This is a genomic window from Actinomadura sp. NPDC048955 (assembly GCF_040649435.1).
GTDB classification, from domain to species: Bacteria; Actinomycetota; Actinomycetes; order Streptosporangiales; family Streptosporangiaceae; genus Spirillospora; species Spirillospora luteofluorescens.
The window spans coordinates 142,635-168,928 of sequence record NZ_JBEZJI010000001.1 but is presented as its reverse complement, the minus strand read 5'-3'; the positions used below and the strand labels follow the sequence as shown (position 1 = coordinate 168,928).

At 72.2% G+C, this 26,294-nt stretch carries 29 protein-coding genes and 1 pseudogene; 15 read left to right on the top strand and 15 right to left on the bottom strand.

What is annotated here, in order from left to right:
* Positions 1 to 31: 31 nt before the first annotated feature.
* The 7 genes from AB0C84_RS00825 to AB0C84_RS00795 all read right to left on the bottom strand — a co-directional run bounded on the left by AB0C84_RS00825 (position 32) and on the right by AB0C84_RS00795 (position 6,793).
* On the bottom strand, positions 32 to 1,018 hold the full coding sequence (locus tag AB0C84_RS00825) for a carbamate kinase (RefSeq protein WP_361059777.1): 987 nt from the start codon (positions 1,016 to 1,018) through the stop codon (positions 32 to 34).
* Between the two features lie 107 nt (positions 1,019 to 1,125).
* The gene (locus AB0C84_RS00820; protein ID WP_361059774.1) at positions 1,126 to 2,289 is read right to left on the bottom strand and encodes a pyridoxal phosphate-dependent aminotransferase; all 1,164 of its coding nucleotides are present in this window, start codon (positions 2,287 to 2,289) and stop codon (positions 1,126 to 1,128) included.
* Positions 2,290 to 2,358: 69 nt separating this feature from the next.
* Entirely contained in the window at positions 2,359 to 2,964 is a 606-nt protein-coding gene (locus tag AB0C84_RS00815) for a response regulator transcription factor (protein WP_179842808.1), read from the bottom strand.
* Complete coding sequence (locus AB0C84_RS00810) at positions 2,961 to 4,232, bottom strand: sensor histidine kinase (RefSeq protein ID WP_361059771.1); 1,272 nt, start codon at positions 4,230 to 4,232, stop codon at positions 2,961 to 2,963. The genes AB0C84_RS00815 and AB0C84_RS00810 overlap by 4 nt, the downstream gene beginning before the upstream one ends.
* Before the next feature lie 47 nt (positions 4,233 to 4,279).
* Positions 4,280 to 5,089 carry an ABC transporter permease gene (locus AB0C84_RS00805; RefSeq protein WP_361059768.1) on the bottom strand — a complete coding sequence of 270 codons (810 nt, stop codon included), beginning with the start codon at positions 5,087 to 5,089 and terminating at the stop codon, positions 4,280 to 4,282.
* A complete protein-coding gene (locus AB0C84_RS00800; RefSeq protein WP_361059765.1) occupies positions 5,086 to 6,030 on the bottom strand; it encodes an ABC transporter ATP-binding protein in 945 nt (314 codons plus the stop codon). Before AB0C84_RS00800 ends, AB0C84_RS00805 begins: the two co-directional genes overlap by 4 nt.
* Positions 6,031 to 6,151: 121 nt before the next feature.
* A complete protein-coding gene (locus AB0C84_RS00795; RefSeq protein WP_361059762.1) occupies positions 6,152 to 6,793 on the bottom strand; it encodes an NAD(P)H-binding protein in 642 nt (213 codons plus the stop codon).
* Positions 6,794 to 6,890: 97 nt separating this feature from the next.
* Here AB0C84_RS00795 and AB0C84_RS00790 point away from each other — a divergent pair, with 97 nt between their 5' ends.
* Positions 6,891 to 7,466, top strand: a complete 576-nt coding sequence (locus tag AB0C84_RS00790) for a TetR/AcrR family transcriptional regulator (protein WP_258938961.1) — start codon at positions 6,891 to 6,893, stop codon at positions 7,464 to 7,466.
* Here AB0C84_RS00790 and AB0C84_RS00785 read toward each other — a convergent pair.
* Positions 7,463 to 8,860 carry an acyl-CoA synthetase gene (locus tag AB0C84_RS00785; RefSeq protein ID WP_361059758.1) on the bottom strand — a complete coding sequence of 466 codons (1,398 nt, stop codon included), beginning with the start codon at positions 8,858 to 8,860 and terminating at the stop codon, positions 7,463 to 7,465. The two genes, AB0C84_RS00790 and AB0C84_RS00785, sit on opposite strands and share 4 nt — an antisense overlap.
* On the bottom strand, positions 8,860 to 10,026 hold the full coding sequence (locus tag AB0C84_RS00780) for a CoA transferase (protein WP_361059755.1): 1,167 nt from the start codon (positions 10,024 to 10,026) through the stop codon (positions 8,860 to 8,862). The genes AB0C84_RS00785 and AB0C84_RS00780 overlap by 1 nt, the downstream gene beginning before the upstream one ends.
* A 43-nt stretch (positions 10,027 to 10,069) precedes the next feature.
* Between AB0C84_RS00780 and AB0C84_RS00775 the strand changes: the two genes are divergently transcribed.
* Positions 10,070 to 10,672, top strand: coding sequence for a hypothetical protein (locus AB0C84_RS00775; RefSeq protein WP_361059752.1), 603 nt, complete (start codon positions 10,070 to 10,072; stop codon positions 10,670 to 10,672).
* A gap of 20 nt (positions 10,673 to 10,692) precedes the next feature.
* On the opposite strand, the gene AB0C84_RS00770 is transcribed toward AB0C84_RS00775, so the two are convergent.
* Positions 10,693 to 11,919 carry a phospholipase D-like domain-containing protein gene (locus AB0C84_RS00770; RefSeq protein WP_258938958.1) on the bottom strand — a complete coding sequence of 409 codons (1,227 nt, stop codon included), beginning with the start codon at positions 11,917 to 11,919 and terminating at the stop codon, positions 10,693 to 10,695.
* Between the two features lie 465 nt (positions 11,920 to 12,384).
* On the opposite strand from AB0C84_RS00770, the gene AB0C84_RS00765 reads away from it, so the two are divergent.
* From AB0C84_RS00765 to AB0C84_RS00740, 6 genes are all read left to right on the top strand, one after another.
* Positions 12,385 to 12,957 (top strand): RNA polymerase sigma factor, encoded by a 573-nt coding sequence (locus AB0C84_RS00765; RefSeq protein WP_361059747.1) that lies wholly within the window; start codon positions 12,385 to 12,387, stop codon positions 12,955 to 12,957.
* Entirely contained in the window at positions 12,950 to 13,816 is an 867-nt protein-coding gene (locus AB0C84_RS00760) for a CU044_5270 family protein (protein ID WP_361059744.1), read from the top strand. Before AB0C84_RS00765 ends, AB0C84_RS00760 begins: the two co-directional genes overlap by 8 nt.
* A gap of 359 nt (positions 13,817 to 14,175) precedes the next feature.
* Positions 14,176 to 14,610 (top strand): VOC family protein, encoded by a 435-nt coding sequence (locus AB0C84_RS00755; RefSeq protein WP_361059741.1) that lies wholly within the window; start codon positions 14,176 to 14,178, stop codon positions 14,608 to 14,610.
* A gap of 33 nt (positions 14,611 to 14,643) precedes the next feature.
* Entirely contained in the window at positions 14,644 to 15,144 is a 501-nt protein-coding gene (locus AB0C84_RS00750) for a hypothetical protein (protein ID WP_361059738.1), read from the top strand.
* A 35-nt stretch (positions 15,145 to 15,179) separates the two neighbouring features.
* Positions 15,180 to 15,413: a hypothetical protein gene (locus AB0C84_RS00745; RefSeq protein WP_361060207.1), complete on the top strand. Its 234-nt coding sequence runs from the start codon at positions 15,180 to 15,182 to the stop codon at positions 15,411 to 15,413.
* A complete protein-coding gene (locus AB0C84_RS00740; RefSeq protein ID WP_361059735.1) occupies positions 15,410 to 15,874 on the top strand; it encodes a hypothetical protein in 465 nt (154 codons plus the stop codon). Before AB0C84_RS00745 ends, AB0C84_RS00740 begins: the two co-directional genes overlap by 4 nt.
* On the opposite strand, the pseudogene AB0C84_RS00735 reads toward AB0C84_RS00740, so the two are convergent.
* Positions 15,846 to 15,977 (bottom strand): annotated as a pseudogene (locus AB0C84_RS00735) (IS5/IS1182 family transposase); the annotation flags it as partial. The gene AB0C84_RS00740 and the pseudogene AB0C84_RS00735 sit on opposite strands and share 29 nt — an antisense overlap.
* Before the next feature lie 242 nt (positions 15,978 to 16,219).
* Between AB0C84_RS00735 and AB0C84_RS00730 the strand changes: the two are divergent.
* On the top strand, positions 16,220 to 16,702 hold the full coding sequence (locus AB0C84_RS00730) for a hypothetical protein (RefSeq protein ID WP_361059732.1): 483 nt from the start codon (positions 16,220 to 16,222) through the stop codon (positions 16,700 to 16,702).
* Positions 16,703 to 16,824: 122 nt separating this feature from the next.
* Here the strand turns inward: AB0C84_RS00730 and AB0C84_RS00725 are convergent, their stop codons facing one another.
* Positions 16,825 to 16,977 (bottom strand): hypothetical protein, encoded by a 153-nt coding sequence (locus AB0C84_RS00725; protein ID WP_361059729.1) that lies wholly within the window; start codon positions 16,975 to 16,977, stop codon positions 16,825 to 16,827.
* 190 nt (positions 16,978 to 17,167) lie between these two features.
* On the opposite strand from AB0C84_RS00725, the gene AB0C84_RS00720 reads away from it, so the two are divergent.
* The 4 genes from AB0C84_RS00720 (at position 17,168) to AB0C84_RS00705 (ending at position 19,812) form a co-directional block, all read left to right on the top strand.
* Positions 17,168 to 18,160, top strand: coding sequence for a helix-turn-helix domain-containing protein (locus tag AB0C84_RS00720; RefSeq protein WP_361059726.1), 993 nt, complete (start codon positions 17,168 to 17,170; stop codon positions 18,158 to 18,160).
* Positions 18,161 to 18,302: 142 nt separating this feature from the next.
* Entirely contained in the window at positions 18,303 to 18,824 is a 522-nt protein-coding gene (locus AB0C84_RS00715; RefSeq protein ID WP_361059723.1) for a hypothetical protein, read from the top strand.
* Between the two features lie 120 nt (positions 18,825 to 18,944).
* Positions 18,945 to 19,292, top strand: coding sequence for a hypothetical protein (locus AB0C84_RS00710; protein WP_361059720.1), 348 nt, complete (start codon positions 18,945 to 18,947; stop codon positions 19,290 to 19,292).
* Between the two features lie 127 nt (positions 19,293 to 19,419).
* Positions 19,420 to 19,812: a hypothetical protein gene (locus AB0C84_RS00705; RefSeq protein ID WP_361059717.1), complete on the top strand. Its 393-nt coding sequence runs from the start codon at positions 19,420 to 19,422 to the stop codon at positions 19,810 to 19,812.
* Positions 19,813 to 20,046: 234 nt separating this feature from the next.
* On the opposite strand, the gene AB0C84_RS00700 is transcribed toward AB0C84_RS00705, so the two are convergent.
* Together AB0C84_RS00700 and AB0C84_RS00695 are read right to left on the bottom strand one after the other, a co-directional pair.
* The gene (locus tag AB0C84_RS00700) at positions 20,047 to 21,876 is read right to left on the bottom strand and encodes a hydantoinase B/oxoprolinase family protein (RefSeq protein WP_361059714.1); all 1,830 of its coding nucleotides are present in this window, start codon (positions 21,874 to 21,876) and stop codon (positions 20,047 to 20,049) included.
* Positions 21,873 to 23,912, bottom strand: coding sequence for a hydantoinase/oxoprolinase family protein (locus AB0C84_RS00695; RefSeq protein WP_361059711.1), 2,040 nt, complete (start codon positions 23,910 to 23,912; stop codon positions 21,873 to 21,875). The genes AB0C84_RS00700 and AB0C84_RS00695 overlap by 4 nt, the downstream gene beginning before the upstream one ends.
* Positions 23,913 to 24,055: 143 nt before the next feature.
* Between AB0C84_RS00695 and AB0C84_RS00690 the strand changes: the two genes are divergently transcribed.
* Complete coding sequence (locus tag AB0C84_RS00690; RefSeq protein WP_179833837.1) at positions 24,056 to 24,430, top strand: FKBP-type peptidyl-prolyl cis-trans isomerase; 375 nt, start codon at positions 24,056 to 24,058, stop codon at positions 24,428 to 24,430.
* Between the two features lie 70 nt (positions 24,431 to 24,500).
* Here AB0C84_RS00690 and AB0C84_RS00685 read toward each other — a convergent pair whose 3' ends face one another.
* Positions 24,501 to 25,136 (bottom strand): carbon monoxide dehydrogenase subunit G, encoded by a 636-nt coding sequence (locus tag AB0C84_RS00685; RefSeq protein ID WP_361059709.1) that lies wholly within the window; start codon positions 25,134 to 25,136, stop codon positions 24,501 to 24,503.
* Between the two features lie 241 nt (positions 25,137 to 25,377).
* Between AB0C84_RS00685 and AB0C84_RS00680 the strand changes: the two genes are divergently transcribed.
* The gene (locus AB0C84_RS00680) at positions 25,378 to 26,223 is read left to right on the top strand and encodes a polysaccharide deacetylase family protein (RefSeq protein WP_361059706.1); all 846 of its coding nucleotides are present in this window, start codon (positions 25,378 to 25,380) and stop codon (positions 26,221 to 26,223) included.
* Positions 26,224 to 26,294: the final 71 nt, after the last annotated feature.

The following is a 26,294-nucleotide window of genomic DNA, read 5'->3' as shown; positions in this document are numbered from 1 at the left end:
AGCTGCTCTGGTGATCGGTCTCTACCCGGGGTCAGCCCTCGACGACCGTCCCGGCCCTGCCGTGCGCGGCGTCGCCGAGCCGGGCCAGCGAGGCGATCGCGGCGCGCCGGCCGCCGCCCGCGACGAACCGCCGCACCGCCTCGACCTTCGGGCCCATGCTGCCGCCGGCGAAGTGCCCGGCGGCGGCCAGCGCGGTCAGCTCCGCGGCCGTCGTGCGGTGCAGCGGGCGGGCCCGCGGCGTCCCGAACCCGGTCATCGCGTGCTCCACGTCCGTGGCGATCACGAGGGTGGTCGCCTCCAGGCGGCGCGCCAGCAGCTGCGCGGCCAGGTCCTTGTCGACGACGGCCTCGACGCCGCGCAGCGCCCCGTCCGCCCGGGCCACGGGCACTCCCCCGCCGCCCGCGGCGACCACGACGTGCCCGGCGTCCAGCAGCAGCGCCGCCGCGTCGGCGTCCAGGATCTCCAGCGGCTCGGGCGAGGCGACGACGCGCCGCCAGCCCCGGTCCCCGAACCGCCTCCACACCTCGCCGAGCGCCATCGAGCGGCGGGCCTCGGCCTCCGGGAAGTAGCGGCCGACGGGCTTGGCGGGGGCCGCGAACCCGGGGTCGGCGGCGTCCACGAGCGTCCGCGTCACCACCGTGGACACCGGGCGGGCGGCGCCCCGCGCGGCCAGCGCCCGCTCCAGCGCGTTCATGATCATCACGCCGACGGTGGCCTGGGTCTGCGCGCCGCACCAGTCCAGCGGGACGGGCGGCACCACGCCCGCCGCCAGCTGGTTCTTGATCAGCAGGTTGCCGACCTGCGGGCCGTTGCCGTGCGTGAGCGCGACCCGCGCGCCCGCCGCGACCAGGTCCGCCACGCGCGCCATCGCCGCCTCGATCGCGGCCGCCTGCGCGTCCGGGGTGGCGCTGCCGTCCGGTGCGGTCATGGCGTTCCCGCCGAGGGCGATCAGGATCCGCTCGCCGCCGAGCGTCCCGCCGCGCCCGCGGTCGCGTCCTTCTGCATGGCCCCAGGTCACGGGACGGACGCTAACCCGCGCGGCGGCCGCCCCTCACGGGCGAATTCCGCCCAAGGAACGGCGTTTCTTCGGCAGGTTCCGGCGATGCTCCGCGCCGCGCGGGCCCCTCAGCGCAGGCGCGCGAGGCGGCTCACGGCCTCGTCGATGACCTCGTCCTTCTTGCAGAAGGCGAACCGGACGAAGTGGGCGCCAGCCTCGGCGTGGTCGTAGAACACCTGGCTCGGGATCGCGACGACGCCCGCCTTCTCCGGCAGCGCGCGGGCCAGCTCCCTGCCGTCGGTGAAGCCGAGCGGCCGGATGTCGGCCTGCACGAAGTAGGTGCCCTGCGGGCGGTAGGCCGCGAACCCGGCCGCCTCCAGACCGGTGACGAGCCGGTCCCGCTTGGCCTGGAGCGACTTGCGCAGCTCCTCCACCCACGGGATCTCGTTGCGCAGCGCGTACGCGGCGGCGTGCTGGTAGGGGGCGCTGACCGCGTAGGTGAGGAACTGCTTCACGGTCTGGACGGCCCGGACGTAGGGGGCGGGCGCCGTCACCCAGCCGGTCTTCCACCCCGTGACGGAGAACGACTTGCCCGCGGACGACACCGAGACCGTCCGCTCGCGCATGCCGTCGAGCGTCGCCAGCGGGACGTGCTCGGTCTCGTCGAACGTCAGGTACTCGTACACCTCGTCGGTGATCGCCACCAGGTCGCGCTCCCGGCAGACGTCCGCGATGGTCTCCAGCTCGTCCCGCGTGAACACGGTGCCGGCCGGGTTGTGCGGCGAGTTCACCAGGATCGCGCGGGTGCGCGGGCCGACGGCGGCGCGCAGCTCGTCCGGGTCGAAGGTGAAGCGCCCCTCCACCGGGCGCAGCGTGACGGGCCTGCGCACGGCCCCGGCGAGCGCGATCACGGCCGCGTAGGAGTCGTAGTACGGCTCGAACACGACGACCTCGTCGCCCGGACCCGCCAGCGACAGCACGGACGCGGCGATCCCCTCGGTCGCGCCCACGGTCACGAACACCTCGGTCGCCGGGTCGAACTCCAGCCCGTAGCGCTCCAGCCGCTGCGCCGCCACGGCCTCCCGGAGCACGGGCAGGCCGGGGCCGGGCGGGTACTGGTTCGCACCCGTGCGGATGGCGTTCACCGCCGCGTCCAGGACCCCGGGCGGGCCGTCCTCGTCCGGGAAGCCCTGGCCCAGGTTGATGGCGCCGGTCCGGACGGCGAAAGCCGACATCTCAGCGAAGATCGTCTCGCCGAATCCCTGCATGCGCTCGACCAATGGCTCGCTCACGCCCCAAGCCTAGGCCCCCGCCAAGGCCCGGGCGGAGATCACGGCCCCGCCGGGACGGCTCCCCGCAGGTCAGATCCAGCCCATGTCGATCGCGGCGCGGGCGGCGCGGACGCGGGTGGGTTCGCCCATCTTCGCCATGGCGGTCGACAGGTAGTTGCGGACGGTGCCCTCCGACAGGTGCAGGTCGGCCGCGATGCGGGCGGTCTCGGCGCCGGATCCGGCGAGGCGCAGGACGTCGCGCTCGCGCTCGGAGAGCGGGTTGTCCCCGGCGGCCATGGCGCTGGCGGCCAGCTCGGCGTCCAGGTACCGGCCGCCGCCGTGGATCTTGCGGATGGCGCTGGCGAGCTCGTCGGTGGGAGCGTCCTTGGCGACGAAGCCGCGGACCCCGGCGGACATGGCGCGGCGCAGGTAGCCGGGGCGGCCGAAGCTCGTGAGGATGCACACCGCGCAGCGGGCGCCGGAGGCGTTCAGCTCCTCGGCGACGGCGAGGCCGTCCGCGCCCGGCATCTCGATGTCGAGGACGGCGACGTCCGGGCCGTGCGCGGCCACCGCGGCGGCGACCTCGTCACCGCGGCCGACCTCGGCGACGACCTCCAGGTCGGGCTCCAGGCCGAGGAGCGCGGCCACGGCACCGCGGATGAGGTGCTCGTCGTCGGCGAGCAGGACACGGATCACGCGGGCCTCCCGGCCGGGAGCGCCCGACCGCTCTCCCGCGCGCCGCCCTCGCCCGGCCCGTGCGCGGGCGGGAGCGGGACGGCGGCGCGCAGCAGGAACCCGTCGCGGCCGTGCCGCCCCGCGGTGATCTCGCCGCCGAGCACGGCGACGCGCTCGGCGAGGCCGGTCAGGCCCGAGCCCTCGGCGGTCTCGGCGCCGCGGACGCCGTCGTTGCGCATCTCCAGGACCACGGAGTCACCGTAGACCGCGTCGCCGTACACGCCGAGCGAGATCGCGCAGTTCCTCGCCTCGCTGTGCTTGATGACGTTGGTGGCGCCCTCGCGGATCACCCAGGCGAGCACCGAGCGGGCCTCGGGCGGCAGGCCTTCCGGCAGCGGGCCGATCTCGCAGTGCACCCCGGCGGCCTCCAGCACGGCCCGGACCCCGGCCAGCTCGGCGTCCAGCTCCACGGCCCGGTAGCCGCGGACGGCGGCGCGGACCTCCCGGAGGGCCTCCCTCGCGGCGCGCTGGACGTCGGCCATCTCGGCGCCCGCCCGGTCGGGGTCGTCGCGCACCGTCCGCTTGGCCAGTTCGCTCTTCACCGCGATGAGGGACAGGCTGTGGCCGAGCAGATCGTGCAGGTCGCGGGAGAAGCGGAGCCGCTCCTCGGTGACCGCGAGCCGGGCGAGGGCGTCGCGGGCCGCGTAGGCCTCCTGGTGCAGCTCCCACATGCGCCGCTGGTACCGGTTGACGAACACGACGAACCCGGAGATCGCGGTGTACAGGGCGGCCAGCACCGGGAAGATCACGTACCAGGGGGCGTCGCTGTCGGGGTAGAGGCGGCCCGTGGCGATCGTGCCCACCACCCCGCAGTACGCCCCGGTGCCGGCGCACAGCGCGACGATCCACTTCCGCCCCATCGGGGACAGCACCACGGCCGAGACCCAGAAGACGGGGATGACGCTGAACCACGGACTGGTGAGCAGCATCAGGCTCAGCGCGGCGGCGACGACGCCGCTGCCCACGACGTCGCGCCTGGACGCGTTGCCTTCGAGGCCCTCCCGGACGAGCCGCGTGTAGCACCAGGCGAGCACGCAGAGCCCCGCGATGACCGCGGCGATGACGGGCACGCCCGCGTCGCCGTTGGTGTAGGCGTCTTCGAGCCCGTACAGGCCCGGCAGGACGAAGCCCGCTGCGGCGAACATGAACGAGCGGTAGGTCACCCGCCGGTACCGCTCCAGCTTGCGGGCGGCCTGTTCCTCGATGTCCGCCGTGGTCGCGACCGCCATGTACTCGATCCTCCTCGCATCGCACTGTAATGCCGGCCCGCGTGTCCTCAGGCGCGGCGCGGCTCCCACCGGAACCAGCGGGTGGCCAGCAGGCGGCCGAACGCGGCCCAGAAGGCCAGGAGGAAGAACGGCCGCACGCAGCAGAGCCAGCCTTCGGCGATGCCGACGGACGGGTGGCCGGGGCGGTGCACGAAGTCCTGGCCGAAGTACCCCGTCCGGACGATCTCCACGACCGGGCTGAGCGGGACCCACCGGCAGGCCTCCTGGACCCAGCCGGGCAGGCCGTCCAGCGGGAACATGACGCCGGCCCCGAGCATGCACCCGAACATGATCGGCAGGACGGTGAGCTGCGCCAGCTCCGCGTTCGGGGTGATCCCCGAGACGGCGAACGCGAGCGTCGCGAACACGGCGGCGCCGCCCGCGAGCCCGGCCAGCACCAGGACGGGGTCGGCGGGGACGCGGCCGTCCATCGCGGCGCCGAGCAGGACGAGCAGCGCGACGGCCTGCACCGCGTACAGCGCGGTCGCGGTGAGGACGCTGCCGGCGGTGATCTCCGCGTCGGACAGGGCGGTGCCGCGCAGCCGCTTGAGCGTGCGGTCCTCGCGGCGAGCGGTGAGGATGTTGACGAGGTTCATGAAGACGGCGAAGACCAGGAAGAACCCCAGATGGCCGGTGCCCTGGAGGAGGGCGCCGTCCACGCCGTCGATCTTCTCGCCGCGGACCGGGACGAGCATGGCCGCGAACAGGACGGGCAGGCCCGCGGCGGTGAACAGGGCGGTCCGGTTCCGCCAGAGCAGGGTGAGGTCGAGCCGGGCGACGCGCAGCACGGCGGCCGGGTCCAGCGAGACGAGGCTCATCGGGGGGCTCCTTCGGCGGTGCGCAGGAAGACGTCTTCGAGGGAGGCGCTGCGCGCCCGCAGGCCGTCGAGCCGGACGCTCTCCTCGTCGGCCCAGCGCAGCAGCTCGTAGAGCGCCGTCTGGAGCCCGGGGTCGCCGCCGTCGCGGGACGGTACGGCGTAGGAGGCGAGGGCGCGCCCGCTCTCCACCCGGACGTCGGCGCGGACGCCCCGCAGCGGGGGCAGTTCGGCGATCTGGAGGCGCTCGGGCAGCCGGAAGTCGATGCGGTCGCCGTGCCCGGCGACGACGTCGGCGACCGTGCCGGACGCCTCGATCCGTCCCCGGTGCAGGATCGCGAGCCGGTCGGCGAGGTGCTCGGCCTCCTCCAGGTAGTGGGTGGTGAGCAGGACGGCCGTGCCGCCGGCCACCACGTCCCTGACGATGTCCCAGGTCGCGCGCCGGGCCTCGGGGTCCATGCCGCTCGTCGGCTCGTCCAGGAACAGGACGTCGGGCCTGCCGAGCAGGGCCAGCGCGAGGTCGAGGCGGCGTTTCTGGCCGCCGGACAGCTGCCGCACCCGCACGTCCGCCTTCTCGGCGAGGCCCGCCATGTCGACGGCCTCGTCCCGCTCGCGCGCGCGGGCGGTGAAGCCGCGCCAGTGCTCGACGGTCTCGGCGACGGTGAGGTCGGCGAAGAAGCCGCCGTCCTGGAGCATGATGCCCATGCGCGGGCGGACCTCGCGGCGCTCCCGGTGCGGGTCGTGGCCGAGGACCCGGACCGTTCCCTCGTGGACGGTCCGGTGGCCTTCCAGCGTTTCGAGGGTGGTGGTCTTCCCCGCGCCGTTCGTGCCGAGCAGCGCGAACAGCTCCCCCGCCGCGACGTCGAACGAGATCCCGGCGACGGCCTCGAAGTCCCCGTACCGCTGCCGGAGGGCGTCGACGCGGATGGCTGGGTTCGTCTTCATGCCCTCAAGCGTCGCGGCCGTGCGGACACCCCGGTAGAAGCGCGTGTCACCGGTTCCGGAGGCGCTCTGTCAGGTGATCGGCATGACAGGTGTCACGCCCCTTCCCCCGGCCCGCGGATTCTCAGCCCGCGACGCTGACGACGTGCCCGATGGTGGACGGGTCGCCGGTGATGTCGAGGAGCGCGGTGGCCAGGTCGGCGCGGGCGATCGACATGCCGCCGAAGACGTTGCGGTCGAGCGTCCTGCGGTAGCGGCCGTTGCCGGGGCCGCCGGTGAGGCGCGGCGGGCGGACGATGGTCCAGGCGAGCCCGCAGCCGCGGGTGAGGTCCTCGGCGGCGCGCATGTCGGCGAACGCGTGCTTGAGGAGCGGGCCCAGGACGAGCGGCTTGACCACGAACCGGGTGAGCGGGTCGTCGCCCGGCCCGGCGTGGAGCCCGGACGCGCTGGTCAGCACGAACCGCTCGGCCCCGGCCGCGCGCATGGCCGCGATGATGGCGCCGGTGCTGGCCGCGCAGACGCTGGTCGGCCGGCGGCCGTCGCGGGTGCCGATCGCGGTGACGACGGCGTCGCGCCCCTTGACCGCCTGCTCGATCGCGGCCGGGTCCATGGCGTCGGCCTGGACGACGTCGGCGCAGGCGCGGACCTCGCCGGGCAGGGCGGTGGGGTCGCGGACGACGGCGGTCACCTCGTGGCCGGCGTCCAGCGCGCGCCGGGCGACCTGGACGCCGGTGCCGCCGGTCGCCCCGAACACCGTGAGTCTCATCGTGTCCTCCTGGAAAGTCGAAGGGTCTAGAGGGGTGAGTGAGTGCTTACTAACCTCTATCGTGGTGAGCGTTCACTCACCTGTCAAGGGGGCCTCATTGAGCGCGCGCGAACGGATCCTCGACGCCGCGGCGGACATCATGCGGCGGCACGGGGTCGCCCGCGCCACCACCAAGGAGATCGCGAAGGCGGCCGGCTACTCCGAGGCGCTGCTCTACAAGCACTTCCGCGACAAGGAGGAGCTGATGCTCAGCGTGCTGAAAGAGCGCATGCCGCCGTTCACCTCGACGGCCGTCCCGGGCGAGGGCACCGTCGAGTCCAACCTCGTCACGATCGTGCACGGCGCGCTGCGCTTCTACCGGCGGGCGTTCCCGATGATGGTCTCGATGGTGGCGCAGCCCCGGCTGCTGCACGCCACCCGCGAGTCGCTGCGCAAGTACGGCGCGGGTCCGCAGGAACCGGTGCGCGCGCTGGCCCGGTACCTGGACGCCGAACGCGACCTCGGCCGGGTCGCCGCGTCCGCCGACACGCGGGCCGCGGCGGCCCTGCTGATGGGCGCGTGCTTCCAGCAGGGCTTCCTGCTCTACTTCGCGGAGGGCGAGGACGCCCCCGACCATCCCGAGCCGTTCGCCCGCGACCTGGTCCGGCCCGTCCTCCCCGAACTCCTCCCCTAGAGCTCGCCCAGGCGGGCCTTGACGACCTTGCCCATGGCGTTGCGGGGCAGGGAGCCGACCAGATGGACGACGCGGGGCCGCTTGTGCACCGACAGGCGCTCGGCCACGAAGTCGATGAGCTGCTTCTCACCGACCCCGTCGGCTACGACGTAGGCGGTGACCTGCTCGCCGAGGTCGTCGTGCGGGGTGCCGACGACGGCGGCCTCCCGCACCGCCGGGTGGGCGAGCAGCGCGTTCTCGATCTCGCCCGCGCCGATCCGGTAGCCGCCGCTCTTGATGAGGTCGGTGGACGCGCGCCCGACGATCCGGTGCCAGCCGTCCGGGCCGATCGTGGCGATGTCGCCGGTGCGGAACCAGCCGTCCGCCGTGAACGACTCCGCCGTCGCCTCCGGCCGATTGAGATACCCCTTGAACAGCAGCGGCGCACGGACGTGCAGCTCACCGGGCGTCTCCCCGTCCGGCGGGACGGGCGAGCCGTCCTCGGCGGCCAGGCGGGTCCGCACACCGGGCAGCGGCGTGCCGACGTAGCCGGGGCGACGGTCGCCCTCCGCGCGGGCGCTGACCGTGATGAGGGTCTCGGTCATGCCGTACCGCTCGACCGGACGGTGCCCGGTGAGGGCCGAGAGCCGCTCGAAGACGGGCACGGGCAGCGGCGCGCTGCCGGACACGAGCAGCCGCGCGCCGCGCAGGGCCTCCGCGGTGGACGGGTCCGCCGCCGTCCTCGACCAGACGGTGGGGACGCCGAAGAACAGGCTGCCGCCGTCGTCCTGCGCCGCCGCCGCGTACAGCTCCGGCTTGGGCCGCCCGGTGTGGACGAGCCGCGAGCCGACCCGCAGGGGGCCGAGCACGCCGAGGACGAGGCCGTGCACGTGGAACAGCGGAAGCCCGTGGACCAGGACGTCGGCGGGCGTCCAGGCCCAGGCCTCGGCCAGGGCGTCGAGCCCGGCGGCGATCGCGCTCCGCGAGACCAGGACGCCCTTCGGCGCGCCCGTCGTCCCGCTCGTGTAGAGGATCAGGGCGGTCGCGTCGGGCGCGACCTCCGCATCGACGCCGCCGTCGTGCGGCGACAGCCAGTCGACGGGGAGGAGCGGCGGCTCCGTGCTGGAGACCTCCGTCCTCCCGCCCGCGAGGATCAGGCTCGCGCCGGAGTCGCCGAGGATGTGCGCGCGTTCGGCGGGCCCGGAGTCGGGGGGCAGCGGCACCACGGGGACGCCCGCGAGGAGGCCCCCCACGACCGCCGCGACCGTCTCCAGGGACGCCGTGGCGTGCACGGCGACCGCGTCCGCGCCCCGGATCTCCGCGGCGACGGCGGACGCCCAGCCGAGCAGCTCGTCGCGTGGCAGCTCCCGTCCGGCGATCCGCACCGGGCCGCCCGTCCCGCCGAGCAGATCCATCACTCGCCCCTCTCCTCGCGCTCTCTGTCCTCGAGCCAGGCCATGACCGCGGCGGTGTGCTCCCCGAGCAGCGGCGGCGCGGTGTGCCCGCGCGGCGGCGCGCCGTCGAAGCGCAGCGGCGGCCCCGGCAGCTCGATCGGCCCGAGCTGCGGGTGGTCCACCTCGATGACCAGGCCCTGCGAGCGGGTCTGCTCCCACTCGTACACCTCGTCGATCGACCGGATCGTCCCCGCCGGGACGCCCGCCTCGCCGAGCCTGCCGAGCCAGGCGTCGCGCGTGTCGCCCGCGAGGACCCGCTCGATGTCGGCGGTCAGTTCGGCGCGCCGGGCCGCGCGGTCGGGGATCGTCGCGTAGCGGGGGTCGTCCGGGTCCAGGCCGACGATCGGTGCGAAGCTGCGCCACAGGCTCTGGTTCGCGACGCCGATCTGGAGCTGCCCGTCCTTGCAGCGGAACGTCCCGTACGGGGCGATGGACGGGTGGTCGTTGCCGACCGACTCCGGGACCTCCCGGGCCACGGTCCAGCGCGTCCCCTGGAACATGTGGGCGCCGACCACCGACGCCAGCAGCGAGGTGCGCACGACGGACCCGCGCCCGGTGCGCGACCGCTCGTACAGGGCGGCCAGCACGCCCGCGACGCCGTTGCCCGCGGCGAGGATGTCGGCGATCGACAGGCCGACCTTGCTCGGTGCGCCCGGCGGCCCCGTCACGCTCATGATCCCCGCCTCGCCCTGCATGATCGCGTCGTAGCCGGGCCGCCCGCCCTCGGGCCCGTCGTGCCCGAACCCGGTGATGGACAGGACGACCAGTCCCGGGTTCAGCTCGTGCAGCCGCTCCACCGGGAAGCCGAGCCGGTCGAGCACGCCCGCCCGGAAGTTCTCCACGAGCACGTCGGCGTGCCGGACGAGCCGGGCGAGGACGTCGCGGCCCTCGTCCGACTTCAGGTCGAGGGTGATCGACTCCTTGTTCCGGTTGATCGACAGGTAGTAGGTGCTCACCCGCTCCCCGCCCGCGAACGGCGGACCCCAGCCGCGGGTCTCGTCCCCGTCGCCGGGCCGCTCGACCTTGATCACGCGGGCGCCGAGGTCGGCGAGCGTCATGGTGGCCTGCGGGCCCGCCACGACGCGGCTGAGGTCGACGATCACGACGCCTTCGAGCGGTCCGGGCAAGGGCGTTCTCCTTCTCGGGCTGGCACCTGGAAGTATGCCGTCCGTGCCGCAGTCCGCCATGCCCTCCCCCGCTGGGGCCCGCCCCAGCGTGACCTACCCCGCGCTCGCCGCGCGGCTGCTCGCTCTGCCGCCGTCCTGCGGCCCGGTGCGGATCGTCGCGGTCGACGGCCCGAGCGGCGCGGGCAAGTCCACGTTCGCGGACCACCTGGCGGAGGTCCTGGTCGGCGCCCCGGTCGTCCGGTCGGACGACTTCCGGGTGCCGTGGCACGCCGACCCGCTCACCTGGTGGGAGCCCCTGCGCCACGCCGTCCTCGACCCGCTCCGGGACGGGCGCCCCGCCGTGCTGCGCCGCTACGACTGGCACCGCGACCGTTACGGCCCCGAGGAGCGCGTCCCGCCCGCACCCGTCCTGATCATCGAGGGCGTCGGCTCCGCCTGGGCGAAGTCGCCCGCCGCCTACCGGATCTGGATCGACGCACCGTACGACCTGCGCCGCGCCCGCGCCCTCGACCGGGACGGCCCCGAGTACACCGGAGCCTGGGAGGACTGGGCCGTCCGCGAGCAGGCCCACTTCACCGCCGACGCCACCCTCGACCGCTGCGACCTCCTCGTGGACGGCACCACCTTCACCCCGCACCGTCTCTAGGCCCGCCCCGCGGGGCGGGCCTAGAGAAAGCGGCGGATGGGCGTGATCGACATCTCCTTGGCGCGCTGCGTCACGGAACGCCGGGCCCACCGCGCGTGATCGACCCGCTCGCTGCGGGCGAGGTCCTCGTCGAAATGGGCGTCCAGGGTCGCGGTCAGCCCCTGGTCGATCACGGCGAGCATGACCTCCTCGTCGTGGTCCATCGAGCGCCGGTTGAAGTTCGTGGACCCGATGAGCGAGACCATTCCGTCCATGGTGAGGATTTTCGTGTGCAGCATCGCGGGCTGGAACTGGTGAATGCGAACTCCGCACTTCAGCAGATCCTCGTAATGGCGCTGGCTCGCCAGCCGGCTCACCCGCTTGTCGGCGTGCGGGCCGGGGAGAAGCATCTCCACCTCGACGCCGCGGGCGACGGTCTCGCACAGCAGATTGACGAAATAGTCGTCGGGCGCGAAATAGGCGGAGGCCAGCCGCAGCCGGTTCTCGGCGAGCTGGAGGACGACGCGCAGGAGGGTCTGCATGTCCTGCCAGCCGAAGCTGGCCGACCCCCGCACCACCTGCACCACGGCGTCCCCTGCCGGTTCGTGGCCGACGAAACGGTCACGGTCGTCGAACAGCATGTCGTGACACTCGGCCCAGTTCTGCGCGAAAGCGGCAGCGACTCCGTCCACCGCGGGCCCGCGGACCTCGAAATGGCTGTCGCGCCACTCGCTCTCGTCGCGGGCGTCACCGCACCATTCCTCAGCGATGCCGACACCGCCGGTGAAGGCCACCTGCTCGTCCACCACCAGCACCTTGCGGTGGCAGCGGTGGTTCTGCTTGAACGGCGACACGTAGACGGGCTTGCGGAACCAGGCGACCGTCACTCCGGCCTCCTCCATCCGCTCCACCAGGTCTTTCTCGATCTGCCAGGCACCGATGCCGTCCAGGAGCAACCGGACCCGCACCCCGTCGCGGGCGCGCTCCGACAACGCGTCGGCGAACCGGTGAGCGATGTCACCGCGCCAGTACACGTAGGTCATCATGTCGATGGTGCTCCGCGCCCCGGCGATCTCGTCCAGCATCCGGGGGAAGATCTCGTCCCCGTTGCGCAGGGGCGTCACGGCGTTGCCCTCCGTCGCCGCCACGCCGATCAGCCGCTCCAGAGCGCGGCGGATCCGGTTCGCGCGTTCGTCGGACGGGGCGTCGGACGCAGAGGAGAGCAGGTCGTCTCCGGGGGGCGTCGGCTCCTGCTGCGACACGGTCATCAGCTGTCTTCTCCTTAGACCAAGGCCGGCGATCGAGGGGACTCGTGCCGCAACACCGAAAGCACGAAATGATCGCCGCTCGGCGGGGATGCGTCCCCCCGGATACGCGTTTCATGCCGCCGCGCCGCGAGGTGAGAGCAAATCGACATCATTTCCCACCACACAATGCACGCATGCGGACACCGAGCGTACCTCCACCCGACAGTGGTCCTTACCGGGCCCGGAAAATGCGCCCCGCAGGGAAGACCAGCCGAAATCTAGATCGAAATGCCGGTCGGGCATACACCCCGGGCACGGCCGCACGACATCTGCCTCGCCGTCGAAGATCTCGACCCGGCTGCGCGACCTGGCGGACGGCGGACCCCCGGCGGGCCGGGCGGGGTGGGAACGCGTCCGGGGGGGTGCGGCGAAGGGTCGGTGATGATCGACCACCTCAGTCAGGGGAACGCTGATGGAGACACGAACGTGACCGCTGACGTCGACCGGCAGACAGCGGACGCGGAGCTCGTCGCCCGGTTCCGGCGGGATCCGGACGAGTTCACCGCCGTCTACGACCGGTACTTCCGCGATGTGTACCGGTACGCGGTCGGACGGCTGGACGTGCAGGCAGGCGAGGACATCGCCGCGGAGACATTCTGCGTGGCCTTCGCGCAACGGGATCGCTTCGACCTGTCACGGGGCGGCCTGCGGCCGTGGCTGTTCGGCATCGCCACGAATCTGGTGGCGCGGCACCGCCGCAAGGAGGCCCGCCACTACAAGGCACTGATGCGGACGGGCACGGCGCCCTCCGCCGAGGGCCCCGAGAGCCGTGTCGTCGCCTCGCTGGCGGCGCGGGGCCTGCAGCCACAGCTCCTCAAGGCCCTCACCAAGCTGAACCGGGGCGAGCGTGACGTCGTCCTGCTCATCGCCCTCGGCCAGCTCAGCCATGAGGAGGTGGCCCGGACACTCGGCGTGGCCGACGGCACGGTCCGCTCCCGGCTCAGCCGGGCCCGCAAGAAGTTCCAGCAGATGATCAATAGGGAGGAACTCGATGGATGACCTGCAGCTTCTCGAGGCCGCGCTGACCAAGCCCGAGCCGTCGGCCGAGACGCTCGACCGCCGCCGGCACCAGCTCCAGAACACCATGCGCGGCCCCGTCCGCACGCACCGGTCGCGCCGCCCGATGCTCGCGATCGGAGCGACCGCCGCCGCGGGCGCCGTGGCCGTCGCCGTCGCCGCCACGGGCGCGCTGGCCCCGGGCTCGGCGCACAAGGACCGCACGACCACGGCCGAGATGTCGGGCTCGCAGGTCCTTCTCGTCGCGGCCACCACCGCGGAGACGAAGCCGGCGGCCTCGGGCACCTACTGGCACGTCAAGAACGTCGGCGCGACCGGCACCGCCCAGACGTTCGAGAGCTGGACGACGACCGACGGCCGCAGATGGGTCCGCGTCCAGGGAGGGGCGGTCACCAAGCTCCCCGGGCGGCACCCCATCACGGTGCGCCGGACCCACCTCCGGATGGAGCAGGTCGCGAAGCTGCCGGCCTCCCCCTCCGCCCTGAAGGCGAGGCTGCTGGGCAGCGCGACCGTTCCGGCCAAGGACTCCAAGAACCCGGCCGTGAGGGAGACCCTCACGATCATGCTCCTGGAGAACCTGCTCTCCGAGGTCCCGGCCCCGCCCAAGGTCCGCGCGGCGGCCCTCCGCGCCCTCGCCTCCCTCCCCGACGTCAAGAACCTGGGCAGGGTTCCCGGCGGGCAGAGCCTGCAGTTCTCCGGCCAGGGCGGCGGGACGAGGCTGGTGGTCGACCCGAAGACCTCCGCGGTGAGCGGCGAAGGTTACGCCGACATCAACGGGAGGCAGGAGTCGATGGGGCAGACCACCACCACGGCAGCCTGGACCAACGAGCCGCCCCGATAACCGGCCTCCCACGAACGACGGCCACCGCTGCGGACACCTGGGCGTCCCGGACCAGCCAGCGGTGGCCGGGGTGGGGACGCCGACACGAGCGCCAGGCGCATCCTGGTCTAGTCGTCCCCGCCCGGCGCCGCCATCAGGACGACGCGCGGCGACCACCTGCGCCGAGGGGGTCGTGGAGCGGCCCTGCTCCAGGCGCACGACGTAGTCGACGGCCACGCGCGCGGGGTGGCGCCCAATGCCGCGTCTTCGGTGGCCATGCAGTCGATTCTCGCCGGTCACACCCGGTCGCGAGTGGTACCCGTGTTCCTACCGTCGATCCGTCTCTTGAAGGGGGCCGCGCCGTCGGCGAAGTTGATCGCATGAGCATCGCCTTCTCCCATGACCACATCGGCCTCAGCGTGACCTCTGAGGACCTCGAACCCACCATCGACTGGTACTCCCGGACGCTCGGCTTCACCGTCGAACGGCGATTCGACACCCACGGCATGATCTTCGCGTTCCTCATCTGCGGTGACGTGAGAATCGAGCTGATGGCGACCGCGTCGAAGCGCCAGGCGCCGACCGACGACATCCTGTCGAGCATGGACCCGGCGCGCCTGCACCACTTCTGCCTCGCCGTCACAGATCTCGACGCTGTCGTTTCCGAGCTGCGCGACCGGGGCGTGAACCTGATCGGCGGCCCGATGGCCGTGGCGGAGATCGGTCAGCGCGTCGCGTTCATCACCGACAACCTCGGCAACATCATCGAACTCGCCGAACCCGGCACCCGCCCCTCGGACCCCCGCCAGACCTGACCGAACCCCGCCCCCATAGGCCATGATCTGCACGTGACCAACGAGCAGATCGCCTGGGACCGGTGGCTCACCGGCCTCCCGGAGCAGCAGCGCACCACCGCGACCGGGCTGCGGGATCGCTTCGCCCGGCTCGGTGCCCCAGGGCCCGGCGAGTGGGCCCGGTCGGAGGTCTCCGAAGACATCCCCCAGATGGCACGCTTCCTCCTGCTCCGCCGGCTGTGGGAAGAAGCCATCAACGGCTGGGGCGATCCGGGCGCGGTGGAGAACATCCCGGCGGCGGCCCGCCTGCTCACCGCCGGAGCGAACCGCGACGACATCGTGCTCGCCATGCGAACCGCCGCGTTCGAGGCGGTCTTCGCCACACTGCTCGCGATCGACGAAGGCGGCCCGATCACCCCGGACGATCAGCCGCTCCCGGGCTGGCGTCTTCACGAGACCGACTCCACCGGCCGAGACACCGGCCGACGCCTGGGCGGCCTCTACGAAAGCCTCCGCGAAACAGCCCCATCCGAACGCGACGCTCAAGACCTATGAGCCTGGCATGCCCCATTGCCGCAGTGTCGCCGTCGTTGATCGATGAGATTGCGCGGGAGGGCGCCGGGCGGATGCCGCCCGAGGTCCGCGCGCCGGAGTTCAACGACAAGCGCACCGACCCGGCGTTGGCCATGGCGTTCAAACTGATCGAGTGGGCCCAGGCCCGCCGGCGCGCGGTGAACGCCCCCCGCCTGGTCGCCCCCGTCCGCGCCGGGGCTCGCTTCGAACGCGGCCGGCCTGTCGAACGTCCCGAAGGAGCGGCCGCGTGAGCAGCCCTATTGACGGCCCCGCCGAGCCGGACGAGCACCGCCGCTACGCCTGCCACCTGCGGGCCCTGGCCGACGTGGACGCCGACGATGAGCCCACGTTGGTGAACGAGATCCTGCAGGATCCCGACCAGGTGATGGCACAGTCCGCAGTGGCCCGCCACATCGACGACCGGGCACGCCTCCTGCTGACCGACGAACGGTTTCCTGGCTGGGCCCACACCATGACCGGCGTCATCGGCGAGCGGGACTTCCTCACCCGCCGCTTGACCGAATGGACGCTGCTGGCTGCTATCGCCCAGGGCAAACCATGGGCGCCCGCCCAAGTCACCGAGGCATCCGACTGGTTCCAGCGAAAGGCCGTCGAAGTCCTGACATCACCCGATGCCCTCGCCCTCCTTGCCAGGCAAGGAAGGACACGACGGGTTCGAGCGGCAGCAGGGCGCCGTCAGGTGCGGCGATGACCTGGAGGTTCATGCCGTGGCGGCGATCCGGATAGTAGGGCCGGTCAGCGGGGAGCAGGTCGACGGTCTCGTTGACGTAGCGCCACGCGGTGGTGATGGAGACGGGTCCTACCAGGGGTTTCTTGAGGTCCGGCACTGCCCGCGCCGTCCGCGATCATGGTGTGATCAGCGCACGCCGAACTGCCGCTGAAAAGGCTCAGTGTGAGTCGGCACCGCCCATGCGGTATCTCTGCGGGCCGGAATACCCAGAATCCCCCTCGCGCCAGGGCGGGAGCGCCCTGCGGGCTTGACATGCGGCGGGCCGCGTCCGGAAGAATCGGGGGCCGGCGGGGTTGATCTTGATGTGTGGAGGTTTTCATCAACGAGTGGGCGCGGGAGTGGCTGCCTGTACACCTGGAGCGTATGGAGGACAACCTTCCGGATACGGTGACCTCTCGGGAGACCTGGCGGTGGCTCGCCCATCCGAACCTGATCGACCACGTTGTGCGAGCTCCGGTCCCGGTCACGCCCGGGCGGATTGTGCATCATACTCAGACGTTCGGGCAGCTGTTCCTGATGGTCAGTTCCTTCCCGTCGGCGAACTTCCGGAAGATTCGCAAGAAACTGCTTCCGGAGGGTTACCTGGCGATGCTGGATCCGGTGATGCACTCGTCCGGTTTCTCCAGCGGTTCGGTAGACCTCGCGCATTGGCTGCTGTTCAAGGACGAGGACGGCAGCGCGCTGGTGCTGCTTTGCTACCTGGCGGCCAACCGAGAGGCGATCCCGCTGCTGCCGCTGGAGTTGCTGTCCTCCAAAGAACGCCGCCAAGTCGGTTCTTACATCATCTGATGCTATGAGGAGCGGGACCTCCGATCCTCCTCAGGCGAACTCGTAGATCTGCAAGACGGCGATAGGTAGGCCTTGTCGGCCAGGGTGAGGATGCCTGCCTTCTGCAGCGCGCGCAGGATTCTTCAGACGCGGGCGGCGGTCAGGTTGCGGATCTTGCCGGGCATCGCGCCCGAGGTCCACAGGATCGTCCCGTTCGGGCCTGCGGTCCCGAGCTTGGGTGAACGCGCCGACAGTAGCGCGACGATCTCCTCGACGTAGTGCCAGGCGGTGGCCACCGAACGCGATCCCTGCGGAGGCAAGTGGGTCTGGGCCCGAATTATTCCGTAGGTGCAACTAGCCTGAAATCTCCTTGAATGCGCATTTCGACGCTCGGTGCAGGGGGGCGGAAAGGGCGGGGTTGCGTTCATGGAGGTGTTCGGGGGACGATGCTCCGAAACCCCGCCACGACCGTGTTCGGGTGGGTTCATGAAAGTGATCAGCACTGCCGAGGTACCGGCGGTCGAGCGATTCGCCTTCTGGCACGAGGTGACTTCGAAAGTCTGGGTCCCCTACGATCTGCGCTGCGAACCGCACCTGGAAAGCCGCTTCCAAGCGCGTCTCTGCGTCAGCGAATTCGGGCCCGTTCAGGCCTCGTTGATGACGGCCACGCCGTACTCGGTGCAGCGCACTCCCAAGCTGATCCGCCAGGCCGATCCCGGGGTTTTCACACTGGTGTGCACGGTGCGTGGGCGCGGTGTGATGGCACAGGACGGCCGGCGGGCGGAACTCGGTCCCGGTGACCTGGTGTTGGCCGACACCTCGCGTCCCTACCAGGCGGAGTTATCGCCGCACGTCCCCGGCGGTCAGGTGCTGGTCCTGTGCCTTGCGCGCTCGTTGCTGCCGTTCCCGCATCGGGATCTCCGGCGCCTGACCGGCGTCCGTCTCAAGGGGGATCAGGGCATGGGCGCGCTGTCGTCGCAGTTCCTGCTGCAACTGGCTCGGCACATGCACGAACTCGGGCCGTCCGACACCGCTCGGCTGTCCACCCTCACACTCGACGTGTTCAGCACAACGCTCGCCACCGCGCTGGACGCCCAGGGCGCGGTTCCGCCCCATGCGAGGCGGCGTGCCCTGATGGCCCAGATCTTCAGCTTCATCCGGCGGAATCTGGGGGACCCGCATCTGACCCCGGACGCGATAGCAGCGGCGCACCACATCTCGCTGCGCTACCTCCACAAGCTCTTCCACCAGGAAGGGCACACCGTCGCCGGATGGGTCCGCGAGCGCCGCCTGGAGCGGTGCAGGCGCGACCTCGCCGATCCCCGGCTGGCCGATCGTCCGATCAACGCGATCGCGGCCCGGTGGGGATTCGGCAGCGCCGCGCATTTCAGCCAGGTTTTCCGCGGGGCCTACGGCCTCTCCCCCGGCCAGTTCCGGCGGCAGTGCGCTCAGACGACAGGCCTGTGCGCGCACACGTAACGACAGGTCAGGGCGATGCCCTGCACTCTCGTTCGTGGAAACCACGCGAGGCCGGACGCTCCCTGCAAGATCCGACCTCCCCGCCCTGCATCGCTCCTGCAAGAGGCACGACCTCGCGGCACACGAGAAAGGTTGTCCTCTGATGGCACCACGAACGATGAGCAAGGCACTCGGGCTGGTGATCGGCCTGATGGTGCTCCTCGCCGGCACCGGCGCCGCCTACGCCGCGGGTCCCGGCGGCGGGGCCGTGCGGGCCGACGGCACGCGGATCGCCTCCGCTGCGGCACAGGCCCCGCGGGACCACGGCAACGACAACGCCTCGGTGGTCGGCGTCCCGTACTGCGCCAACATCAACGTGAGCGCCGACTGCTGGACGTGGATCAACACGACCAGCGGCACTCCCTGCCCGAACGGCCACTTCTGCATCTACACGAACGTCCTGGCCGCCGAGGGCGGCAAGGTCTTCTCCTTCTTCCACTGCCGTCGCGGCGGTTCGGACTGGGTCCTGCGGGCGTGGAACGGCGTCGGTCTCTACGACAACTCCAACACCGGCGGGGCGCACGCCTTCATCAAGGGCGCCGCGCACAACGTCCTGGTCAACGTCGCTCCCGGCACCGACGGCTCGTACAACTTCAGGCCCGCGTACTACGTCCAGGCATGCTGACCTGACGGTCCTCGAACGAACAGGACGCCGCGTCCCGTCGCCAACCGGCGGCGGGACGCGGTCGCGCCGGTAAGGGGGATACTGGCGGGTGCGGAGGGCGGCGGAACATTGATCATCGAGGTGGATCGCGGCAGCGTGGCGGCGGGCGACGACGTCCTGCCTCATGCCCGGAGCATCGACGTACCGCCCGAGGCCTCGTTGGGCGACGTGGTCGCGGGGCTCCTGGAGGGGCATTTCCTTGCCGTGATCGCCAGCGGGCGGGCGACGTGGATCCTCGTGGCCGACGGTCCGCTGGCGGTCGTGGCGCAGCAGTGGGACGAGCCGCGCTACCTCGTGGACGCCTCGCAGCCGATCAGCTCGTTCGGCGACAACGAAGGCCGGGTCTCGCTCATGTTCCGCTACTGGAAGCAGCACGACCCCGACCACGTCTTCGCCGAACTCGCCGCAGGCCGCGATCCCCGGCGGTAGCGCTCAGGGGTCGACGTCGGCGAAGGTGGCGCCGCCGGGTGGGCCTATGCCGGCGAACTTGCGAACCGGCCATCGGGTTTCTTCCCGCGCCCGGAACGGGTGTCGCCGGGGGGACGTCGTAGGGATCATGCTGAGAGCTGAGGACTTCATGGCGCCGGCCGATGTGAACACCGACGTCGCGGCCAACGTGCTCGCCTATGTGACCGAGTTGGAGCGGCGTGGTGTCGTCGTCTCCGAGGTGGAGCACGAGCCGGACGCCGACGGCGCGGAGGAGTGGTCGTTCCGCCTCAAGATCGCGAATCGGTGGCTGGTGCGCGTCATGATGCCGGTCTGGCCGCTGGAATGGGTGCAGCGCCCCGCGGAGTTCGAGGAGCAGATCGCAGGAACCGAGTGGCAAGGCGGCATGTACGTCGACGGCAGCCTGGACGGCCCGACCGACTTCGACGACGAGTACCCGACCTGGGAGGAGGCCGTCGAAGCGGGCGTCCGCATCGCCCAGGGCGCTGAGCAGGAGGTCTGACCGGCGCCAGATGAACGGCTGGGTGGATCTCGCATGGTGGCGACCATGCCGCGCATCCCGCGTGGCAGCAAGTTGGACGCCTGGTCATCGAGACCGAAGCACGCCTCGCCGACGGCTTGCGGCCGCTTGATCGGAATGTGGGCCCCGGCGCCGGCTCCCTGATGGGCGAGCGCTACCGGCTCATCGCGGAAGCCTGCCGTCCTCCGATGACGCACCCACAGGGTCCGCACGGTTTCAGGGGTCGAGGGAGTCGACGTCGGCGGAGGTGGCGCCGGCGGCGAGTTGCGGGTAGCCGGGGCCTCGGTCGAAGAACGGGACGGGGCCGCGCTCGGCGCGGAGGCGGGCGCGGAGGGTGTCGGTCGCTTCGGCGTCCACGGCTCCGTCCTTCAGGACGACGCCGTAGTCGTCGCGGGCCCCGGACAGGGAGACCTTGCCGTCGCGGACGTCGTCGGCCACGCGGGACGGGTCGCGGTTCAGCGGGTCGCCCCAGCCGCCCCCGCCGGTCGTGCGGATGCGGATGACCTGCCCGGCGCGGACGGGACGGTCGTCGACGAGGCCGTCCATCTCCTCGCCGCCGATGTCGACGCGGAAGGGCCGTCCGGCGCGGCCGCCGTTGACGCCCCAGCACGACAGGATGGAGCGGTCGGCGATCGACATGTAGTGGGCGTCGCGGAGCATCCGGATGTGCTTGTCGTAGCCGAGGCCGCCGCGGTACTCCCCCGGCCCGCCCGAGTCGACGGCGAGGCCGAGGCGTTCGACGACGAACGGCCAGCGGGCCTCGGCGAACTCGGCGGGGATGTTGCGGGAGTCGGGCACGACGTGGATGGTGTCCTCGCCGTCGGCGTAGTAGCGGCCGCCGGAGCCGCCGCCGAGCACCTCCCGCATCAGGTAGGGGCCGCGGTCGTCCTCACCGTAGACGCCCGTGTAGCGGATCGTCTCCTGGTCGGCGGGCATGCGGCCGCCCGTCGCCTTGGCGAGCACGCCCGCGAGGACGCCGAGCAGCCGCAGGATGACGAACGTGCGGGCGTTGGTCGGGGCGGGGAAGACGGGCGTGAGCAGGGTGCCCTTCTCCGGGAAGCGCATCTCGATGAGCGGCACCACGCCCTCGTTGACGTCGAGTTCGGCGGCCCGCTCGGGGGTGTCGGCGAGGTTGCGCAGGACGGGCGCCAGCCACTTCTTCAGGAACACCCCGCCGGAGTAGTCGCCGGCGTGGTTGATGGGCCCCTTGGCCTGCGGGGACGTCCCGGTGAAGTCGATGACGAGGGGGACGGCGGCCGCCTTGTCGACCGTGAGCGTGATGCGCTGGGCGTGCAGGCGGGGCGGGTCGACGCCGTCGTGCTCGGCATAGTCCTCCCACACGAACGTCCCGTCCGGGATCTTGGCGAGCAGCTCGCGGCGGAACGTCTCGGTGGTCCGGTCGATGATCGCGTCGAAGCAGGCCTCGACGGCGGCGCGGCCGTAGCGGGCGAACAGCTCGCCGAGGCGGCGGGCGCCCATCAGGCACGCCGAGCACTCGGCGTCCAGGTCGCCGGCGAGCGAGTCGGGCATCCGGGAGTTGCGGGTCATGATGGCCAGCGCCGCCCGGTTCGGCACGCCCCGGTCCCACAGCTTGATCGGCGGGACCATCAGGCCCTCCTCGAACGCGCTGCGGGCGTGGCTCGGCATGGACCCGGGGACGGCGCCGCCGATGTCGTCGTGGTGGCCGAACGCCTGGACGAACGCGACCACCTCGTCGTCGTGGAACACCGGGACCGTCACGCACAGGTCCGGCAGGTGCCCGATGCCGCCCTCGGACAGGTAGACGTCGTTGTGGAAGAACACGTCGCCGGGCCGCATCTCCTCCGGCGGGAAGTCGCGGGCGATCGGCTGGACGAGCGCCGAGTAGGACCGTCCGGTCAGCTTGCGCAGGCGGCGGTCGTGGATCCCGGCGCGGAAGTCGTGCGCGTCGCGGATCATCGGGGAGCGGGCGGTGCGGGCGATGGCCGTCTCGACCTCGCGCTCCACCGACGCCAGCGTCCCCTCGACGATCTCCAGCAGGATCGGGTCGGTCGCGGGGCCGGTCATCGGGTCACCACCAGGTTGCCGTGGCCGTCGAGGGTCGCCGTGAAGCCGGGGTGCAGCGGGAGCGTCGAACCGAACTCCTCGATGATGGCCGGGCCTTCGACGGTGTCGCCGGGCGCGAGTTTCTCGCGCCGGTAGACGGCCGTCTCCTCCCAGGCGTCGAAGTAGACGGTCCGGGTGCCGGTGCGGGCCCGTGACGGGTCGCCGTCCCCGGGTGGACGCTCGGCCGGCCGCGGCCGCTCGATGGGTCCTATGCCGGAGACCCGCAGGTTGACCCATTCGACTGGATGGCGTGGGTCGTCCCGGTAGCAGTATCCGTAGAGGGCCTCGTGGGCGTCGTGGAAGCGGCGGACGACCTCGGCGCGCAGCCCCTCGTCCGGCGGCCCGGCGGGGGCCGCGACCCGCACCTCGAACGCCTGCCCGTAGTACCGCAGGTCGGCGGACCGGGCGAAGCGGCGGCGGTCCTCGGGGAACCCCTCGCGGGCCAGGGCCTCGGCGGCCTCGGCTTCGAGGTCGGCGTAGACGCCGGCGAGGAGCGCGGGGTCCAGCTCGGCGTCGCGGACGACGCGGGTCCGGACGTAGTCGTTCTTCACGTCCACCGTGAGCAGCCCGAACGCCGACAGGTTGCCGGGGTTCTCCGGCACGACGGCGGCGGGCAGGCCGAGGACGTCGAGCAGCCGGCACGCCAGCAGGGGTCCGGAGCCGCCGAACGCGACGAGCGGGTAGTCGCGCACGTCCAGGCCGCGCTTCACGGTGATCTGCCGGATGGCGTTGGCCTGGTTCCACGCGGAGATCTCCAGGATCCCGGCGGCGGCGCGCTCGACCGGCATGCCGAGTTCCCCGGCGAGGGCCGCGAGGCCCCGGCGGGCGGCGTCCACGTCCAGCGGCACCTCGCCGCCCAGCAGGTGCGGCGGGACGCGGCCGAGGACGGCGTGCGCGTCGGTCACCGTGACCTCGGCGCCGCCGCGCCCGTAGCACAGCGGCCCGGGGTCGGCCCCGGCGCTGCGCGGCCCGACCTTCAGCGCGCCCTCGGGCGAGCGCCACGCGACCGATCCGCCGCCCGCGCCGACGGTCACGATGTCGATCATCGGGATCTTGACGGGGTGGCGGCCGATGGACCCCTCGGTGGTGAGGGTCGGCTCGCCGTCCAGGACGACCGCGACGTCGGTGGACGTCCCGCCGCCGTCGAGCGTCACCACCGAGCCGTGACCGCTGCGCGCGACGACGAACGCCGCGCCGAGCGCCCCGGCCGCCGGGCCGGACAGCACGGTCGTGATCGGCTGCCGCGCCACCTCGTCCGCCGACAGCACGCCGCCGTTGCTCTTCATCACCAGCAGCCGGGACGCGGCGCGCTCGGCGATCCGCGCGAGGTAGCCGTTCATCGCGGGCTTGACGGCGGCGTCGACGAGCGTCGTGACCGACCGCTCGTACTCGCGGTACTCGCGCAGCACCTCGCACGACAGCGACACGACGGCGTCGGGGTGCTCGCGGGCGAGGACGTCCCGCATCGCGAGCTCGTGGGACGGGTCGGCGTAGGAGTGCAGGAGGCACACCCCGATCGCGAGAACGCCCTGGTCGCGGAACCAGCGGGCCGCCGCGATGGCCGACTCCTCGTCGAACGGGCGCAGCTCGGCACCGGTGTGGTCGAGGCGCCCGCCGACCGCCCGCACCCGGTGCGCGGGGACGATCCGCGGCGGCTTCACCCAGAAGTAGCTGTTGCCGTAGCCGTCCGGGACGCTCTGCCTGGCGATCTCCAGGATCGACTCGAAGCCCTCGGTGGTGACGAGCCCGAGATCGTCGACCCGGTCCTCCAGGAGCCGGTTCGTCGCGACCGTCGTGCCGTGCGACAGCGCCGCGACGTCCCGCGGCTCCGCGCCGGCCAGCCGGAGGATCTTGGCGACGCCGTCGGCGAACCCCTCGGCCGGGTCGGCGGGCGTCGAGGGCGTCTTGGTGGTGACGAGGGCCCCGTCCCCGTCCAGCGCGACGACGTCGGTGAACGTCCCGCCCGTGTCGATGCCGATCCGCAGCCGCCTCACCATGAACAGAGGTCTACCGGACCCCGGCCACCTGCGAAACCGTCGCAATCTGCCAACGGAAGCGGCGTACTTTCGTGACCCGGGTGCGGATAGGCTGAGCAGCTCTGTTCTGTCCTCACATCTGACGAGACCGCTGGAGCCCGTTCATGGCGCTTGAACGCCCCGAGATCGACTTCCCCGAGGGCCAGCCGCCCGCCTACCTCGACATCACCGACATCACCGAGGGCGACGGCCCGGAGGCCGTCAAGGGCTCGCAGGTGTCGATGCACTACGTCGGCGTGTCGTGGTCGACCGGCGAGGAGTTCGACGCGTCCTGGAACCGCGGCGGCACGCTGGACTTCGAGCTCGGCTCCGGCCGGGTCATCAAGGGCTGGGACATGGGCATCGCCGGGATGAAGGTCGGCGGACGCCGCAAGCTCGTCATCCCGCCGCACCTGGCCTACGGCGACCGCAGCCCGAGCCCCGCCATCAAGCCCGGCGAGACGCTCATCTTCGTCGTCGACCTGGTCGGCGTCAGCTAGCCGCCTCCGACGGCGGGCGCCCTGGAGAACGCTCCGGGGCGCCTGCCGTCGCCGTTCCCGGGCGGGCCCGTCAGCGGGAGCGGCGGCCGATGAGGTAGCCGACGGCGACGCCCGCCAGGGCGACCGCCCCGCCGGTACCGAACGCGACGGCCATCGGGAGCCATGCCGGGGACGGGGCCTCGGCGGCGGCGCGCCCCGGGTACACGGTCCCGGCGGGTGCGGCCGGGGCGGCGGTCACCGGCTCCGGTGCCGGGGACAAGGCCGGGGCCGGGGCGGTGAGGTCGCGTTCGACGGCGGCGAAGAACTCGCCCGCGGTGCGCTTGGCGACGCTGCCGAGCATCCGCTGCCCGACGCCGCCGACCATCCCGCCGACGACCGCGTCGGCGTCGTAGTCGACGCGGGTCGCGCCGTCGCCGTCCGACAGCCGGACGCGGACCGTGGCGTCGACCGTGCCGGGCGCGCCCTGGCCGCGGGCGCGCAGCACGAACGAGCGCGGCGGGTCGGGGTCGGCCAGCTCGACCTGCCCCACGTAGGTGCCCTGGATCGACGCGACGCCCGCGGTGACCGTCATGCGGTAGGTGCCGTCCCCCGTCTCCTCCAGGGAGCGGCACCCGGGGATCGTCCTCGCCAGCACGGCCGGGTTCTGGAGCGCGTCCCAGACGCGGTCGAGCGGCGCGGCGACGCTGGCACTGCCGGTGAGCTGCATGACCCGACTTTAGAGAACCCCGCCGCCTCCCCGAACGGCAACTTCTGCCGAGTACACGCCGAGGATTGGGCAGATGCACCCCCGAGGGCTCTGGGAATGGTCAGATATGTCCGCCAGGTTGCGCACGGCGGCGAACCCCGGTCGCCGCTCGCGCGTCAACCGATGCGGACCCACTGCAAGCCCCTGAGAACTGCACCTCCCCGGGAACTGCAGACCCCCGAGCGAACGGAGTACGCGGCCGATGCCAGGGAAGACGCCCGTGATCGCCATGGTCGCCGCCGGAGTGTTCGGCGTGGCCGCGGGCGGCTGGCCCGTCGTGACCGCCGGGCTGGGCGGCGAGTCCGGCCCGTCCATGCGCACGCAGCTGGCCTCCGTGCTCGACGACCAGCGGTGGGCGACGCCCAAGCCCGGGTCGTGGACGATGCCGCAGCCCGCCGCGAACGGCCTGCCGCCCGTCATCAAGCAGATCCAGACGCAGGAGCGCGTGGTCTTCCTGACCATCGACGACGGCTACACCTACGACTCGGAGTTCGTGAACCTCGTCCGCAAGGAGAAGGTCCCCATCCTGACGTTCCTGACCTCCACCTACATCAAGGGGCAGGGGCAGTACTTCTGGGCCATGCGCAACGCGGGCTCGCCGATGGAGAACCACACCGTCGACCACCCCAACATGGCGACGCTGAGCGCCGCGGCGCAGAAGAAGCAGATCTGCGACTCCTCCGAGGCCATCCAGAAGCAGTACGGGCACCGGCCGCAGATCTTCCGGCCCCCGTTCGGCAGCTACAACCAGACGACCTTGCAGGTCGCCAAGGAGTGCGGCATCAAGTCGGTGCTGCTGTGGTCGGCGGAGTTCTACAACGGCACCTCCGGGCCCGGCGTCGGCTACAACGGCTTCGCGCGCGCCGACGGCGCCAAGGGGTTCAAGCCCGGCGACATCATCCTCATGCACTACCGCAAGGGCCTCGCCCAGGAGTTCCAGATGATCCTCGGCTGGATCAGGCAGGCGGGCTTCCGGCCCGCCGCCGTGCAGAACTACCTGCCGCGGTCGCTCGGCGGAAATGCCCCTGACCAGCCGTCCCACGCCTGAAACCGACCTTCCCGGAGGAAACCCGGTTGAGCGGGAGGCCGGGACGATCTGTGCCTAAGGTCAACACGCTG